At 44.5% G+C, this 15,924-nt stretch carries 14 protein-coding genes and 1 riboswitch; of the genes, 7 read left to right on the forward strand and 7 right to left on the reverse strand.

Translation table 11 applies throughout. The annotated features are described in order from the left end of the window. The first annotated feature begins 25 nt into the window (after positions 1-25). On the forward strand, positions 26-2,296 hold the full coding sequence (clpA, locus tag KIT90_RS13720; RefSeq protein ID WP_005437445.1) for an ATP-dependent Clp protease ATP-binding subunit ClpA: 2,271 nt from the start codon (positions 26-28) through the stop codon (positions 2,294-2,296). Positions 2,297-2,481: 185 nt separating this feature from the next. On the opposite strand, the gene infA is transcribed toward clpA, so the two are convergent. From infA to aat, 3 genes are all read right to left on the reverse strand, one after another. Beyond that, positions 2,482-2,700 carry a translation initiation factor IF-1 gene (gene infA / locus KIT90_RS13725; RefSeq protein WP_001040192.1) on the reverse strand — a complete coding sequence of 73 codons (219 nt, stop codon included), beginning with the start codon at positions 2,698-2,700 and terminating at the stop codon, positions 2,482-2,484. An 80-nt stretch (positions 2,701-2,780) separates the two neighbouring features. Further along, positions 2,781-3,482, reverse strand: a complete 702-nt coding sequence (locus KIT90_RS13730) for an arginyltransferase (RefSeq protein ID WP_285377117.1) — start codon at positions 3,480-3,482, stop codon at positions 2,781-2,783. After that, positions 3,479-4,189, reverse strand: a complete 711-nt coding sequence (gene aat / locus KIT90_RS13735; RefSeq protein ID WP_038896307.1) for a leucyl/phenylalanyl-tRNA--protein transferase — start codon at positions 4,187-4,189, stop codon at positions 3,479-3,481. Before aat ends, KIT90_RS13730 begins: the two co-directional genes overlap by 4 nt. Before the next feature lie 41 nt (positions 4,190-4,230). On the opposite strand from aat, the gene KIT90_RS13740 reads away from it, so the two are divergent. Beyond that, positions 4,231-4,707: a glycine zipper 2TM domain-containing protein gene (locus KIT90_RS13740; protein WP_020195009.1), complete on the forward strand. Its 477-nt coding sequence runs from the start codon at positions 4,231-4,233 to the stop codon at positions 4,705-4,707. Positions 4,708-4,867: 160 nt separating this feature from the next. Beyond that, positions 4,868-6,148: a 3-phosphoshikimate 1-carboxyvinyltransferase gene (gene aroA / locus KIT90_RS13745; RefSeq protein WP_285377120.1), complete on the forward strand. Its 1,281-nt coding sequence runs from the start codon at positions 4,868-4,870 to the stop codon at positions 6,146-6,148. 65 nt (positions 6,149-6,213) lie between these two features. Here the strand turns inward: aroA and KIT90_RS13750 are convergent, their stop codons facing one another. Further along, entirely contained in the window at positions 6,214-6,462 is a 249-nt protein-coding gene (locus KIT90_RS13750) for a YciN family protein (protein ID WP_005441647.1), read from the reverse strand. A 495-nt stretch (positions 6,463-6,957) separates the two neighbouring features. On the opposite strand from KIT90_RS13750, the gene topA reads away from it, so the two are divergent. The 4 genes from topA (at position 6,958) to KIT90_RS13770 (ending at position 13,711) form a co-directional block, all read left to right on the forward strand. Beyond that, positions 6,958-9,588, forward strand: a complete 2,631-nt coding sequence (gene topA / locus KIT90_RS13755; protein WP_038896310.1) for a type I DNA topoisomerase — start codon at positions 6,958-6,960, stop codon at positions 9,586-9,588. A gap of 532 nt (positions 9,589-10,120) precedes the next feature. Continuing rightward, complete coding sequence (gene glgC / locus KIT90_RS13760; protein ID WP_005441655.1) at positions 10,121-11,338, forward strand: glucose-1-phosphate adenylyltransferase; 1,218 nt, start codon at positions 10,121-10,123, stop codon at positions 11,336-11,338. Beyond that, positions 11,328-12,785, forward strand: coding sequence for a glycogen synthase GlgA (gene glgA, locus KIT90_RS13765; RefSeq protein ID WP_285377122.1), 1,458 nt, complete (start codon positions 11,328-11,330; stop codon positions 12,783-12,785). Before glgC ends, glgA begins: the two co-directional genes overlap by 11 nt. Before the next feature lie 122 nt (positions 12,786-12,907). Next, entirely contained in the window at positions 12,908-13,711 is an 804-nt protein-coding gene (locus KIT90_RS13770; protein ID WP_005441659.1) for an alpha/beta fold hydrolase, read from the forward strand. Between the two features lie 37 nt (positions 13,712-13,748). Here KIT90_RS13770 and KIT90_RS13775 read toward each other — a convergent pair whose 3' ends face one another. From KIT90_RS13775 to KIT90_RS13785, 3 genes are all read right to left on the reverse strand, one after another. After that, a complete protein-coding gene (locus tag KIT90_RS13775) occupies positions 13,749-14,066 on the reverse strand; it encodes a putative signal transducing protein (protein ID WP_020195004.1) in 318 nt (105 codons plus the stop codon). Further along, on the reverse strand, positions 14,066-14,755 hold the full coding sequence (locus KIT90_RS13780) for a TVP38/TMEM64 family protein (protein WP_005441662.1): 690 nt from the start codon (positions 14,753-14,755) through the stop codon (positions 14,066-14,068). The genes KIT90_RS13775 and KIT90_RS13780 overlap by 1 nt, the downstream gene beginning before the upstream one ends. A 119-nt stretch (positions 14,756-14,874) precedes the next feature. Then, the gene (locus tag KIT90_RS13785; RefSeq protein WP_005441664.1) at positions 14,875-15,465 is read right to left on the reverse strand and encodes a TfoX/Sxy family DNA transformation protein; all 591 of its coding nucleotides are present in this window, start codon (positions 15,463-15,465) and stop codon (positions 14,875-14,877) included. 116 nt (positions 15,466-15,581) lie between these two features. Continuing rightward, positions 15,582-15,671: riboswitch (cyclic di-GMP riboswitch) on the reverse strand. Positions 15,672-15,924: the final 253 nt, after the last annotated feature.

Here is a 15,924-nt window from a genome sequence, read left to right on the forward strand (position 1 = left end):
AAAGTTGTTCTTTCGGGAGGTACTTATGCTAAATAAAGAACTAGAGTCAAGCCTTAACGGTGCATTCGCTCGTGCACGTGACAAACGCCACGAGTTCATGACTGTCGAACACCTCCTACTTGCATTGTTGGAAAATGATGCAGCTAAGGAAGCCCTTCTAGCCTGCAAAGCGGACCTTGATGCTTTGCGTAACGAACTCGATATTTTTATCGACCAAACAACGCCGCTCATTCCTGAAAGCGATGAGACGCGCGAAACCCAGCCGACATTGAGTTTCCAGCGTGTATTACAACGCGCCGTCTTCCATGTCCAGTCGTCTGGTCGCAGTGAAGTGACTGGGGCAAATGTCCTTGTTGCGATTTTCAGCGAGCAAGAATCTCACGCTGCTTACCTACTCAAGAAGAACGATATCTCTCGTTTGGACATCGTTAACTTTATCTCTCACGGCATTACTAAAGCTTCTGGCTCAAATGAAGACTCTTCTTCATCAGACTCTTTCGGCTCAGAAGCGCCAGAAGAAACCAATCCAGAAGAACGTTTGGAAAGCTTTGCAACCAATCTAAACCAAGTTGCGAAAGCAGGTAACATCGACCCACTTATTGGCCGAGACAAAGAACTAGAGCGTACAATCCAAGTACTTTGCCGTCGCCGTAAAAATAACCCATTGCTTGTGGGTGAAGCGGGCGTTGGTAAAACCGCAATCGCTGAGGGTCTAGCGTGGAGAATCGTTGAAGGACAAGTGCCTGAAGTGATTCAAAACAGCGTGATTTACTCACTGGACATTGGCTCACTACTTGCAGGTACTAAATACCGTGGTGACTTCGAGAAGCGTTTCAAATCGGTTCTTAAGCAGCTTGAGAAAGAAGAAGACGCAATCCTGTTTATCGATGAGATTCATACTATTATCGGCGCAGGTGCAGCTTCTGGTGGTCAAGTCGATGCGGCAAACCTGATCAAGCCTTTACTAAGTAGCGGTAAGTTGCGCTGTATTGGTTCGACAACGTACCAAGAGTACAGCAACATCTTTGAGAAAGAGCGCGCTCTATCTCGCCGTTTCCAAAAAATTGATGTAGTAGAACCGTCTCTCGACGATACGACTAAGATCTTGATTGGTCTGAAACCTAAGTACGAAGCTCACCACGAAGTGCGTTACACCAATAAAGCGTTGCGTGCGGCAGTAGAGCTATCGGCGAAATACATCAATGAGCGTCACTTGCCAGATAAAGCAATCGACGTTATTGATGAAGCGGGTGCGCGTAGCCGCTTAGCACCAGCAAGTCGTCGTAAGAAAACCGTCGGTGTTGCTGACATCGAAGCGATGGTCGCTAAGATGGCACGTATTCCAGAGAAATCAGTGTCATCTTCAGACAAAGACATTCTGAAGAACCTTGATGACAAGATGAAGATGCTGGTCTTCGGTCAAGACAATGCGATCGACGCGCTGTCAGAGGCAATCAAACTGTCTCGTGCAGGCCTAGGTGTAGATAACAAGCCTGTTGGTTCATTCCTGTTTGCTGGCCCTACAGGGGTAGGTAAAACAGAGGTGACTGTTCAGCTTTCGAAACTACTTGGCATTGAGCTTCTTCGTTTCGATATGTCTGAGTACGGTGAGCGCCATTCGGTAAGCCGTTTGATTGGTGCGCCTCCAGGTTATGTTGGTTACGATCAAGGTGGCTTACTAACTGACGCCGTGCTGAAACACCCGCACTCAGTGGTTCTGCTTGATGAAATCGAGAAAGCACACCCAGATATCTTTAACTTGCTACTGCAAGTGATGGATAACGGTACGCTGACGGACAACAATGGACGCAAAGCCGACTTCCGAAATGTGATCCTTGTGATGACAACCAACGCAGGTGTTGCTGAGACTGAGAAGAAATCGATCGGTCTTATCCAACAAGATAATAGTCATGATGCGATGGCGGAAATCAAGAAGGTATTCACACCAGAATTCCGTAACCGTCTAGACAATATCATTTGGTTCAACAGCCTAGATGAAGCGGTGATCCACCAAGTGGTTGATAAGTTCATCGTGGAACTACAAGTTCAACTGGACGCTCGTGGCGTATCAATGGAAGTATCACAAGATGCGCGTCATTGGTTAGCTCACAAAGGCTACGACAAAGCGATGGGTGCACGTCCTATGGGACGAGTTATTCAAGAGCAGCTCAAGAAACCTTTGGCGAATGAACTTCTGTTCGGCTCATTGGTGGATGGTGGCACTGTGAAAGTAACGCTAGTGAAAGACGAACTTAAGTTCGAATACCTAAGCGAGAAAGAAGCAGCACTTCACTAATTCTTTGTTGAAATCTACTTTAAAAGCGTGCGCCTAGGCGTGCGCTTTTTTGTGTCTGCAAGAATGGAACAAGTCTGGTGAGTGTATTGAAACGGCCAAAAGCAAGCTTGGTATTGAGAGCAAAAGACAGGCAATAAAAAACGAAGCCATAAGCTTCGTTTTTTATTGCATTCGAAAATCAGAGATTAACGAGCACGGAAGACGATGCGGCCTTTAGATAGGTCGTATGGAGTCATCTCTACAGTTACTTTATCACCAGTAAGAATACGGATGTAGTTCTTACGCATCTTGCCAGAGATGTGTGCAGTCACAACGTGACCGTTTTCAAGTTCAACGCGGAACATAGTGTTTGGTAGAGTGTCAAGCACAGTGCCTTGCATCTCAATTACGTCTTCTTTAGCCATTTAATCCTCTTTAGAAATTAGGCGGTATTAGCGCGCTTATTTTGCCGCTAAACAGTAATTATGTAAAGTTGGGGCGTATTCTACCCTTGCCAACGCTGATTTACTAGCCTTTGGTGTCGTTGAAAGCGAGTTTTGTAGTTCATCGCTGGACATTCATCGATCTGATAGCCCAAATATAGCCAATGTTTGCTGTTCTGTTGACAATATTCAAGTTGGAAAAGAACCCCTAAGGTCCCAAGAGACAAAGGATAATCGGGATCAAAGAAGGTATAAAAAGCACTCGCACTGTTATCCATGATATCCGTAACCGCAACTGCGAGAAGTCGATCATTTTCATCATAGACATGCAGAAATCCGGTTGTTAACCATGTTGTTTGAGCAAATCGAGCGAACTCATCCTCACGAGGAGGATACATGGTGCCATTTTTGTGCCGTGCAGTTATGTATCTGCTGTAAAGCTGGAACCAATCTTGGTCTAGCTCTGGCTTGAGCGTCCAACGCAGAGAGTTGGCTTTATTCAACAGACGCTTTTGACTCTTGGATGGACGAAAGTCTGGCACCGCAATGCGGATTGGCTGACATGCATTGCAGTGTTCACAATGAGGTTTATAGATGGTGTCGCCACTGCGACGAAAACCATTCGCCATCAATACTTGATAGTTTTGTTCTGTGTGCAAGTTGGCATCGAGAGCCACAGCCACTCGCTCTTCGCGCTCCGGCAAGTAGCTGCATGGATGGTTATTGGTCAAGCCGATACGGATGTGTTGGAGATCTGTGCTCATGATACCGCGTCCTGCAAAATCTGTGGTTCAAACGTGCCCAAATCGGTGTTCTTACCTCTTAAAGATAGTAGTTTTTGTACGAAGTCGTCACGTTCAAGTTCAAATGCGCCGAGTGAAGCTAGGTGTGGGTTCATTACCTGACAATCGATTAATTGACCGTGGTTTGACGCCAAATGGTCGCAGAGATACCACAATGCAATCTTAGATGCGTTGTCTTTAAGGCTAAACATCGACTCACCACAAAAAAGTTGCCCAACACTGATGCCGTATAAACCGCCAACGAGTTGATCCTCGTGCCATACTTCTACTGAGTGGCAGTGACCGCGTTTGGCGAGTTCAATATAGGATGTTTGCATATCCTCATTGAGCCAAGTTTCTTCTGCAGGACGAGTTGAAGAACATAATTGAATTACGCGTTCGGTTGCATTGTTTAGCGTTACTTTATACTGTTGTTTACGCTGAAACTTTTTTAGGCTTTTTGAAGGCTTAAATGATAAAGGATCAAAAACGGCTCTTGGAGAAGGACTCCACCAAAGAATGGGCTCACCAGGGCCATACCATGGAAAAATACCTTGGTGATAGCCGTTAAGAATGCGTTCTGGGTTGAGATCCCCACCAAAGGCCAGCAAACCGTTTGGGTCGCTCAGAGCTTCGTACGGCGATGGAAACGAATGCGAGTCATCAAGTTCAGTTAAATAGATTGTCATAAAGAAAACTTTACCAACATCAGAGCCTATAGGAGCTTATTATGAGCGGAGTAAGACTTAATATAAAACGATGGGCATGGATCATACTGTTTTTGCCATTTTTCGCCAATGCAGCCTATGAAAGAAATGTAGCAAAACCTGTAAATCAAGTGGTGTATGGCAAAGTCGATTCTGTGCGATACATTACGCAACAAGAAGTGAAACAGTCACAAAGCAATGGCTGGGAAACACTACTGGGTGCGACGATCGGCGGTTTAGTGGGTAACCAATTTGGTGGTGGTACAGGTAAAGAAGTAGCGACCGCAGTTGGGGCGCTCGCTGGCGCAGCCGTAGTGAGAAACCGTAGCAACTACGAATACACGGTGGAATACAAGCTTGTTGAACTTTTGGTTAAAGTCGATGGCAACAAACTTATTAACGTAATTCAAGACGTTGACAATAGCATGCTGTTTAAGCGTGGAGACGATGTTCGCATCCTCTATTTTGATGACGGCGTTCGAGTGGATATCGCTTACTAAGCCAACGTTTGCACAGTAAAATCTAAGCTGACTAATTATTCAAAAATTAGCAAGGATTTACTCTGGTTTTGTGATGGTTTTTTCGTTAGTCTGAATCCACGAAGAATTGTTTAGCTCTCATAAAACGTGAAGTGAGAGCACAAAGGATTATCAACTTTTAATGGAAAGCCTAACGTTACAACCCATCAATAAAATTCACGGGGAAGTGAACCTTCCTGGATCAAAAAGCGTTTCCAACCGAGCTCTATTGCTTGCTGCTTTAGCAAAAGGCACCACTCGTTTGACAAACCTTCTCGACAGCGATGACATTCGTCATATGTTGAACGCACTGACAAAGCTTGGCGTTCAATATCAATTGTCTGAAGATAAAACCGAGTGTGTCGTTGAAGGTCTCGGTCGTCCATTTTCTGTCTCTGAGCCTGTAGAGCTATTTTTAGGTAATGCCGGCACCGCAATGCGTCCACTCGCTGCTGCACTGTGCTTAGGTGAAGGTGAATACGTGTTGACTGGCGAACCTCGTATGAAAGAGCGTCCGATCGGTCACCTAGTGACAGCCCTTCAAGCGGCTGGTGCAGACGTTACTTACCTAGAAAACGAAAACTACCCACCACTGAAAATCGTTGGTACTGGTCTTAAATCTGGTTCTGTATCGATTGATGGTTCGATTTCTAGCCAATTCTTAACGGCATTTTTAATGTCAGCGCCTTTGGCTGAGGGTGAAATTCGCATCAATATTGAAGGCGAATTGGTTTCAAAGCCTTACATCGATATCACTTTGCATATCATGAAGCAGTTTGGTGTAGAAGTGGTCAATAACGACTACCAAGAGTTTGTTATCCCTGCAGGCCAGAATTACATTGCTCCGGGTGATTTCTTGGTCGAAGGTGATGCGTCTTCAGCTTCTTACTTCTTGGCGGCGGCGGCCATCAAAGGTGGTGAAGTGAAAGTCACAGGTATTGGTAAAAATAGTATTCAGGGTGATATCCAATTCGCTGATGCACTTGAGAAAATGGGTGCAGAAATCGAATGGGGCGATGACTACGTGATTTCACGTGTTGGTCAGTTGAAAGGTATCGACATGGATTACAACCATATTCCAGATGCGGCAATGACCATCGCAACGACAGCCCTGTTTGCAGAAGGCACAACAGCGATTCGTAATGTGTACAACTGGCGAGTGAAAGAAACTGACCGTCTGTCTGCAATGGCAACTGAGCTTCGTAAAGTCGGAGCAGAAGTGGAAGAGGGTGAGGATTACATCATCGTTAAGCCTGTACCACAGCTTACGCACGCTGCGATTGATACTTATGATGATCACCGTATGGCGATGTGTTTCTCTCTGGTGGCGTTAAGCGATACACCTGTGACGATTAACGATCCTAAGTGTACGTCCAAGACCTTCCCAGATTACTTCGATAAACTGAAAGCATTGAGCTGTTAATTCAGTTTATTGAAGCGAAAAAGCCAGAGTTGAGACTCTGGCTTTTTTATTGAATTTTGAAGCGCTTATTTGTTCAGCGTGAACTCTTTTGACAGGTGGTGCGCAAGGTACTTAAACATATTGAATACGGCTGTAGTATTGGTGGTCGGCAGACCTTTTTCATCTAAGAAGTACTCGCCTTTAAATACCAATACATCGTCTTTTTCTACTACGCTCGTTGCACGCATACCTTCGATGTAGTCATCGTGTTCTTGGATGATTTGGTTAGCGATCAAAAGAAGGTCGAACTCTTCAATGTGTTTTCTATCAGACATAACGTTCTCGTCATTCAATAAATCTTAAGTGGCAGCAGTATACCCACAAACATCATGGGTTTGCATACCTAAATCTCTGATTACGTGTTTTAGCAGTATTGTTCCAAGAGGTTTTACTTCTTTATATAGAAGCAACATGGTAAGTGATTCTTATATGCAAATCGTCGCTATCTCAGCGTCGTAATCTAAGGTTAGGCTCTGATCGTGAAAGAAAAAATATTTTGTGATGAGAGACAAAATTTATTGAATTCGACTAGCGGGAGGAATCTTTGCCTGCTTAGTATATGCCGCTCAAGACCTTTTGCAGAACCCTGCCTCGTCAAATTAGAAAGGCGATGAATTGTCAACCAATCGGATCTGAATTTCAAAAAAGCAGTTGATCTTCTTTTCATCTCGCACAATAGTAAAAAAAGAAGCAATGAAATAGAACATTATGCGGGTACCTTCCTTAGGGGGCAGTTACCCGCATTATTATGAAGGACGTTAGAGTCAGTTATGGGTAAATCGCTCGTTATAGTGGAGTCACCAGCCAAGGCTAAGACGATAAATAAATACCTTGGTAAAGACTTTATTGTTAAGTCTAGTGTTGGTCACGTGCGTGATCTGCCTACGGCCGGTCAAAGCACTGGTGAGAAAAAAGCCGCTGCCATTTCTACTAAAGGAATGAGCCCGGAAGAGAAAGCGCGTGTCAAAAAAGAAAAAGACCGTAAAGCGCTAATCAAAAAAATGGGGATTAACCCATATCATGACTGGGATGCGAATTACCAAATCCTTCCTGGCAAAGAAAAAGTTGTTAGTGAACTGCAAAAATTAGCCAAAGACGCTGATTTCGTTTATCTCGCAACCGATTTGGACCGCGAGGGAGAAGCTATCGCATGGCACCTTCGTGAGATCATCGGTGGCGATGAAGAGCGATACAAACGTGTAGTTTTTAACGAGATTACTAAGAATGCAATCCAACAAGCTTTCCAGACGCCTGGTGAGCTGAATATGGATGGTGTTAACGCACAGCAAGCACGTCGATTCATGGACCGCGTAGTAGGTTTCATGGTTTCTCCATTGCTATGGAAGAAAGTGGCACGTGGCTTGTCTGCGGGTCGTGTACAGTCAGTAGCGGTAAAACTATTGGTTGAGCGTGAGCGTGAAATCAACGCTTTCATTCCAGAAGAATTCTGGGACATCAACGCAAATACACATACCAAAGATAAGACAGCATTCAAACTGCTTGTTGCGCAAAAAGATGGCGTTGCGTTTAAGCCTGTCAACGAGACAGAGACCAAAGCAGCGCTTTCGGTACTGGAAAAAGCAAGCTACGAAGTTTGTAAGCGTGAAGATCGCCCAACGAAGAGTAAGCCGTCTGCTCCATACATTACCTCAACACTTCAGCAAGCGGCGAGTACTCGCCTAGGCTACGGCGTTAAGAAGACCATGATGCTGGCTCAGCGTCTGTATGAAGCGGGTTACATCACGTATATGCGTACTGACTCAACCAATTTGAGTGCAGAAGCGGTAGATGCAGTTCGTGGCTTCATCGGTTCAGAGTATGGCGATAAATACCTTCCTGCTAACCCGTTAAGATACGGTAGCAAAGAAGGCGCACAAGAAGCGCACGAAGCGATTCGTCCTTCCGATGTAGCAGTGAAAGCAGAAGACTTACAAGGTGTTGATGCTGACGCTCACAAGCTCTACTCATTGATTTGGAATCAATTCGTTGCGTGTCAAATGACACCAGCAGAATACGATTCAACCACTATCAGCGTTAAAGCTGCGGAATACACGCTGAAAGCGAAAGGTCGTATCCTTAAGTTTGATGGTTGGACTCGCGTACAACGCCCAATGGGTAAAAACGAAGACACGATTCTTCCAGCAGTTCAGTTGGGCGATAAGCTAGACCTAGAATCGCTTGAGCCTAAGCAGCACTTTACTAAGCCACCTGCGCGCTTTACAGAGGCGGCATTGGTTAAAGAACTTGAGAAGCGTGGCATTGGCCGTCCTTCTACATACGCATCGATCATCTCTACGATCCAAGATCGTGGCTACGTGAAAGTAGATCAGCGTCGTTTCTACGCAGAGAAGATGGGTGAGATTGTTACTGACCGTCTCGATGACAGCTTTAACGATCTAATGAACTACGACTTCACGGCTCGTATGGAGCAGAAGCTTGACCAAATCGCCGAAGGTGACGTGATGTGGAAAGATGTCCTAGACAACTTCTTCACTGACTTTACGGGCGATCTTGAGAAAGCGGAACAAGACGAAAACGAAGGCGGCATGAAACTGAATCACATTGTGATGACAGATATTGAGTGTCCAACTTGTGGTCGTCCAATGGGTATTCGTACAGCGTCTACTGGTGTGTTCCTTGGCTGTTCTGGTTACGCATTGCCACCTAAAGAGCGTTGTAAGACAACCATCAACCTAGGTGACGAAGAAGGCATCATCAACGTTCTAGAAGAAGACGTGGAAACCGCGGCACTGCGTGCTAAGAAGCGTTGTCCTATCTGTGAAACAGCGATGGATGCATACCTGATTGACGATAAACGCAAGATGCACGTTTGTGGTAACAACCCGAACTGTGAAGGCTACATCGTTGAGTATGGCGAGTTCAAAGTGAAAGGCTACGATGGCCCAGTTGTTGAGTGTGACAAGTGTGGCTCTGACATGGTTCTTAAGAACGGTCGCTTCGGTAAATACATGGATTGTACGAGTGAAACGTGTAAGAACACTCGTAAGATTCTGAAGAATGGCGAAGTTGCGCCACCGAAGGAAGACCCAGTTCATTTCCCTGAACTACCATGTGAAAACTCAGACGCTTACTTTGTTCTTCGTGATGGTGCTTCTGGCCTATTCATGGCGGCAAGCAACTTCCCTAAATCACGTGAGACGCGTGCGCCGTTGGTTTCTGAACTGGCTCGATTTGAAGAGCGTCTTCCAGAGAAGTTCAAATACCTAACGACAGCACCAGCGGCGGATCCAGATGGTCGCCCAGCAGTGGTTCGTTTTAGCCGTAAGAGCAAAGAGAACTACGTGCGTACTGAAGATGATGGCAAACCAAGTGGTTGGACTGCGCTATTCATTGACGGTAAGTGGGAAATCACAGACAAGCGCAAGAAACCGAAAGCTTAAGTGATAAATTAGAACGAATAAGGCAGCGAATACGCTGCCTTATTTTTTGCTTGTTATTCTATAAAACATTCACATCGCCAATTGTTTCCATTCAAATTTTCTCCATTCTGTTTTCATAGAACGGTCATAGTTTCATCGTATCCTGTCGCAAAACTGCGCTTGTGTAGTTAATCGGTTTGTAAATTGTTTTCACAATGTAATCGTTTGCGTCTCATAGTGTGACCAAGATACCGTATTGAGTAAGCAACATCTGTATACAACACGGAATGGCATATTTTAAATTGTAATTTAGTTCCAGTTCGATAACTTATTACACAAATAATGCAACTGTATGCGGTTATTTAGCACCAAAAATAAAAACAACGAAGGTGCGTGCGTACGAGGATGTGCAATAGCTTTTTTAGTTCGCGCTGTGAGGGTTCAAAGAAACTTATCAGTGCGGATGCAATAATGTATTCGCTTGACTCCCCGAGTTCTGCTCATTTCAAGTGAATATCAGTTCCAAGCTATAACTATATATGGAGAACAACGAATGGCTGGTGTTTTGGGAATGATTCTTGCTGGCGGTGAAGGCTCTCGCTTGAGACCTTTAACGGAATCCCGCAGTAAACCTTCGGTCCCTTTCGGCGGAAGTTACCGACTTATTGATTTCGCTCTGAATAACTTTGTAAATGCGGATTTAATGCGTATTTACGTCCTTACTCAATTCAAATCTCAATCTCTATTCCATCACTTGAAAAAGGGTTGGAACATCAATGGCATTACAGACCGTTTTATCGACCCAATTCCTGCGCAAATGCGTACTGGCAAGCGTTGGTATGAAGGTACTGCCGATGCTATCTACCAAAATTTACGTTTTATGGAGTTGGCGGAGCCGGATCAAGTATGTATCTTTGGTTCAGACCATATCTACAAAATGGACATTAAACAGATGCTTGCTTTCCACCAAGAAAAAGAAGCATCTTTGACTGTTTCGGCACTGCGCATGCCGCTATCGGAAGCCTCTCAATTTGGTGTTATCGAAGTGGACAGTGAAGGTCGAATGATTGGCTTTGAAGAAAAGCCTGCAAACCCAAAATCAATTCCTGGTGACCCAGAGCATGCGCTTGTCTCTATGGGCAACTACATCTTTGAAGCTCAAACGCTATTCTCAGAATTGATTGAAGACGCTGACAATGAAGCCTCTACCCACGATTTTGGTAAAGACATCATTCCTAAGATGTTCCCTCGTGGCGATGTGTTTGTCTATGACTTCAGCATGAACCGCATTACAGGTGAGAAAGAAGAAGTTTACTGGCGCGATGTAGGTACAATCGATGCGTACTGGCAAGCACATATGGATCTGCTTGAGAAAGACGCACCATTCTCTCTCTACAACCGTAAATGGCCACTGCATACTTACTACCCACCATTGCCACCTGCAACCTTTACTGACTCTGTAAATGGTCGAGTTCAGATCATCGACAGCTTAGTATGTAACGGCAGCTACGTACGTGGTTCTCGTATTGAAAAGTCGGTACTTGGTTTCCGCAGTAATATTGCTTCAGCGTGTGACATCAGCCAGTGTATTTTGCTCGGTGATGTGAAAGTCGGGGAAGGTTGTGTGCTTCGTCGCGTGATTGTAGATAAAGACGCAGATATTGCGCCGGGTACGCAAATTGGTGTAAATCTACAAGAAGATAAAAAACACTACCATGTGTCAGATGATGGCATTGTCGTAATTCCAAAAGGAGCACGTGTTGGCTACTAACAATTTGTCTGTTCTGTTTGTAGCGTCTGAAGTTGAAGGACTGATTAAAAGTGGTGGCTTGGCTGATGTAGCCAAGGCACTGCCGGAAGCCCTTCAAAACCTTCAGCAAGATGTACGAATTTCTATACCTGCCTACACCGCTATTGAACAGTTGTCAGAAGCGGAAACGGTTCTGGAAACAGAGCTGACAAGTTGGCCTCATACTGCTTACCGTGTCCTTAAGTTAACGCTTGGGGATAATCCGGTTTATTTGATTGATTGTCCTCCTTATTTCAATCGTCCGTCGATGTACGCGGAAAACAACCAAGCTTACGCGGATAACGGCGAGCGTTTCGCGTTTTTTAGTGCGGCTTGTTTAGACATGCTACCAAAGCTTGGCTTCCAGCCCGATATTGTTCATGCCAATGACTGGCACACAGGCTTAGTTCCCTTTCTGCTAAAACATCGTTACGGTCACGATGCTTTCTTTGCTAACACTCGCAGTGTTATTTCAATCCATAATGCGGTGTTCAAAGGCGTGTTTAGCTATGACGATGTTCAATGTCTGCCAGAATTCCATAGCCGAAATGTGCCAGATGCTGCAGTCAGTGCAACGCACATTACTATGCTGAAAGCAGGGGTAATGAACGCAGATAAAATCAATGCTGTTAGCCCTACTTATGCCGAAGAACTGAAAACCGAGCTTGGAAGCCACGGTATGGCGTGGGAGTTTCAGCAACGTGCTCGTGATTTGGTAGGCATCCTTAATGGATGTGATTACAGTGCGTGGAATCCAGAAACCGATTCCAACTTGCCGCTTAACTACAAAGCCAATCGTCAAAGTATGGTTCGTGGTAAGAACGCATGTAAAAAAGCAATGCAAGAAAAGCTGGGACTTGAAGCATCAGATTGCGCCATGTTTGGCATGGTATGTCGCCTAACACAGCAAAAAGGTGTGCACTATCTATTGCCTGCGTTGGCAGACTTTCTAAAACACGATGTTCAGCTTGTTGTGGTTGGGACAGGCGACCCTATACTCGCGGCGCAGTTACGAGATGTAGCGGCACAATTTGCGGATAAGTTTGTCTTTGTTGAAGCGTACGATAACGAATTAGCACACTTGGTTGAGGCGGGATCGGATTTCTTCCTAATGCCTTCTGAATTCGAGCCGTGTGGTTTGAACCAAATCTACAGCATGGCCTATGGTACTTTGCCAATCGTTCGTGGGGTAGGTGGCTTGAAAGACAGCGTTAATGACTACGATGTGGATCCAGCCGATGCAACGGGGTTCGTTTTCTATGAACCAACGCCGCAAGGTCTATTACTGACAATGTTGAGAGCACTTCTTCTTTACGCACAAAATGTGACAGAAGTGAGACGTGTACAACTTCATGCTATGCAAAAAGATTTTTGTTGGCGAAAAGCGGCAGAAGAGTATTTGCAACTGTATAGAGCTGCGTTAAATTGACGCAAAATCTTTAAAAAGTGTAACGAAAGGCACCGAATGAGGTGCCTTTATTATCTTACCCTTATGGAGTGTGGTAGCATTTATCCATTCCCTTTCACAAAAAGTGTTTTTCGTACTGATACATGACTCAGCCACTTCTTTTCCACAAAACCTATTTGCACCCTACCAGTAATGAGTGGGTTGTTTTCGTACATGGTGCTGGTGGCAGTTCTTCGATCTGGTTTAAGCAAATCAAAGCGTATAAGCAGCATTTCAATTTGTTGCTCATCGATCTTCGAGGTCACGGAAAGTCCAATCAATTGTTGAAAGAGCTGATTACTAGTCGCTATACCTTTACCGCTGTTACTCAGGATATTTTAAAAGTGTTGGATCACCTTAAGATCCAATCAGCACACTTTGTCGGTATGTCCTTGGGTACTATCATTGTGCGTAACTTGGCTGAACTGGCTTCGGACCGTGTTCGCTCAATGGTGCTGGGTGGCGCAGTCACTCGTTTAAATACTCGCTCACAGATACTGGTGAAATTGGGGAACCTTGGTAAACACATCCTTCCTTACATGTGGCTGTACAAGTTGTTTGCTTATATCGTTATGCCGCAGAAGAACCAGCGTGAATCAAGGCACTTGTTTATTCGCGAAGCCAAGAAGCTATGCCAAAAAGAGTTTAAGCGTTGGTTTACTTTGGCAGCAGATGTGAACCCATTGATGAGATATTTCAAAGATCGTGAACTACCGATTCCGACGCTGTATTTGATGGGTGACCGAGACTACATGTTCATCAAGCCAGTGAAAGAAATGGTCGCGGTGCATAAGTTGAGCGTACTGAGAGAAATACCAGATTGTGGCCATGTGTGTAATGTAGAAAGGCCCGATGACTTTAACCAACATTCCATCGAGTTCATTAAGCAGCAAAGTCTAGCGGCTTAACGCATTTATTGAAGAGATCAAAAGAGTAGGGGAGCCGTTATGGCTCCCCTATTTGATATCCACATTGCCAACACGCACCAAACTGACCTTCGTTTTGTTCTGAACACTGTGGGCACTGCCAGTCTTGATAAGTCAATTCCGCTTGTTGACGATAATCTTCAACAATGGCGGATGCTTTTAGTTTCTGCTCCGGATGTAAAAGCCAAACATACGGGTCTGTATCATCGCTAAACGGCAACTCACCTTTTAAGCCGAACATTCCCTCACCTCTTACTTCACAAGCTATCTGTTCGGTTTTGAGAAGCTCACAGACGATATGAGCTTCTGCAGGATTTTTAGCGATGTATATCTTCATTAAGCATTTCCGTTTTGAACTTGGGCTGGGCGAACTTTATTCATAACCCATTTTGCGATGATTGGGAACAAGCCGAGCAGAGCAAACGATGCTAATACGGTTGGTGAGACAATTCCCGAAAGACTGTCGATAGTGGCGAGCTGTGTACCTGCATTTAGGTAGACGGCAGTGCCTGGCAACATACCGATTTGGCTAGTTAGGTAGAATCGTGCGACTGACATTGGTGTCAGACCCATCAACAAGTTGATCAAGAAAAACGGAAATACCGGAATTAAACGTAGTGAGAAGAGGTAAAAAGCACCGTCTTTTTCTACGCCTTGGTTAATGGCATTCAACTTATTACCAAACTTGCTTTGCACCCATTCACGCAACAGATAACGGCTGCTTAAAAACGCAATGGTTGCACCAATTGTGCTGGCAAAAGACACCAAAAGTAAACTCGTCCAAAAACCAAATAAGGCTGCACCAAGAAGCGTTACAACCGCAGCTCCAGGAATAGAAAAAGCGGTGATGGCAATGTAAGCGAAGAAATAGGTAGCGGCGGCAAACACGAAGTTTTGGTCAATGAAACTGTTTAACGCTTGTTGCTGTGCTTTTGCGTTTTCTAGCGTTAAATATTGACCGAAGTTGACACCTAAAAAGATGATGGTCGCGAGTAGGATCAGTCCTAAAATCAGTTTCTTATTCATATCAATGGCTCCGTTTGGCTTCTTAAATAATAAGACAGAATGGAGTAAGAAAAAATTTCAAAAAAAACCGCAGTGTGAAAACTGCGGTTTTTACTCAATGTCATGCTGAAATGATTGCTCTACGAGAGAGCACTCATCAACTCTTCCCGGCGAGACTGAGGTACGACGCTCCAATGTGTACCGTTGATAGCGCCTTCAAGCGCCCACAACAATTCAAGGCTTACCGTAGAGGCATGCGTATCTTGGATTGCTTTGTAAGCGTTTAGGGCACCTTCTTCTTCTAGTTGCTCGACAGAGTCAATGCCTGCTTTCTTCAACATACGTTCAGTTGCAAGGCGTAGATTAGGAAGGTCTTTCAATCGGTTAGGTTTGGTGCTCGCTTGTTGTTTTTTCTCTTGCTTAGCAGTCTCTAAAGATTGCTTTGCAACTTCAATCAAGCGATCGGTCGAATCCCATAGATCATCAGAAATAGCATAGTATTTCGTAACAACTGGGAAACCACGTTTCTTGTAGACGTACGGTTTTAGTCCTTGAGTCTCGAAGTCAGATGAAGTTTGTTGGTCAGCTCGTATATGAAGTTGATTGTTCACAACTAGTGCAAACATCGTTTCATCGGCGAAGAGCCCAAAGCCGCCAAACATTGAGCGCGACTTGATATTACCAAGTGCCTCAAACAGCTTCATTGAGTCTTTGAGTATCGGTTTATCCATGATGTGTTATCTCGGTGTAATTAATATTACGCCACCAAAAATCAGGTCCGAGAGATTAGCAAATGCATGCAGACACAATGTCATTAAAGGGTAAACTCACTTAATGCATATTTGCCATCGGTAACCCCGCTACCTTCCATCTAATAAGATGGTTCAGGCCGGAGGCTTTGCGTCCCACCCTTTCGAATGGTTTGCCCTGTGCGTGACTCTTTGAGAATACTTCGTATATTGAATTAACATCACGTTTCAAATATAAAAGTGTGATCTTGGTTCAGTTAATAGCGTTAAATTGATGTGTTTTGTTTCATATTGCTGAGCATCTACTTGTCATACAAAAGCTTGATGTAGGAAATGGACTACACCTTAATTAAAACAGCAACTTATCGAAGTTTAAGGTTGTATTCTTGAGGTGAAATATTAGGGGAAAGTTATTTTTAGATATTAAAAAAGCGCCCATAA

It is taken from the genome of Vibrio sp. B172a (assembly GCF_030248355.1).
In the GTDB taxonomy this organism is placed as follows: domain Bacteria; phylum Pseudomonadota; class Gammaproteobacteria; order Enterobacterales; family Vibrionaceae; genus Vibrio; species Vibrio owensii.

Coding starts and splice junctions, on each gene's coding strand:
- clpA (WP_005437445.1), top strand. CDS start 26: ATGCTAAATAAAGAACTAGAGTCAAGCCTTAACGGTGCATTCGCTCGT.
- infA (WP_001040192.1), bottom strand. CDS start 2,700: ATGGCTAAAGAAGACGTAATTGAGATGCAAGGCACTGTGCTTGACACT.
- KIT90_RS13730 (WP_285377117.1), bottom strand. CDS start 3,482: ATGAGCACAGATCTCCAACACATCCGTATCGGCTTGACCAATAACCAT.
- aat (WP_038896307.1), bottom strand. CDS start 4,189: ATGACAATCTATTTAACTGAACTTGATGACTCGCATTCGTTTCCATCG.
- KIT90_RS13740 (WP_020195009.1), top strand. CDS start 4,231: ATGAGCGGAGTAAGACTTAATATAAAACGATGGGCATGGATCATACTG.
- aroA (WP_285377120.1), top strand. CDS start 4,868: ATGGAAAGCCTAACGTTACAACCCATCAATAAAATTCACGGGGAAGTG.
- KIT90_RS13750 (WP_005441647.1), bottom strand. CDS start 6,462: ATGTCTGATAGAAAACACATTGAAGAGTTCGACCTTCTTTTGATCGCT.
- topA (WP_038896310.1), top strand. CDS start 6,958: ATGGGTAAATCGCTCGTTATAGTGGAGTCACCAGCCAAGGCTAAGACG.
- glgC (WP_005441655.1), top strand. CDS start 10,121: ATGGCTGGTGTTTTGGGAATGATTCTTGCTGGCGGTGAAGGCTCTCGC.
- KIT90_RS13770 (WP_005441659.1), top strand. CDS start 12,908: ATGACTCAGCCACTTCTTTTCCACAAAACCTATTTGCACCCTACCAGT.
- KIT90_RS13775 (WP_020195004.1), bottom strand. CDS start 14,066: ATGAAGATATACATCGCTAAAAATCCTGCAGAAGCTCATATCGTCTGT.
- KIT90_RS13780 (WP_005441662.1), bottom strand. CDS start 14,755: ATGAATAAGAAACTGATTTTAGGACTGATCCTACTCGCGACCATCATC.
- KIT90_RS13785 (WP_005441664.1), bottom strand. CDS start 15,465: ATGGATAAACCGATACTCAAAGACTCAATGAAGCTGTTTGAGGCACTT.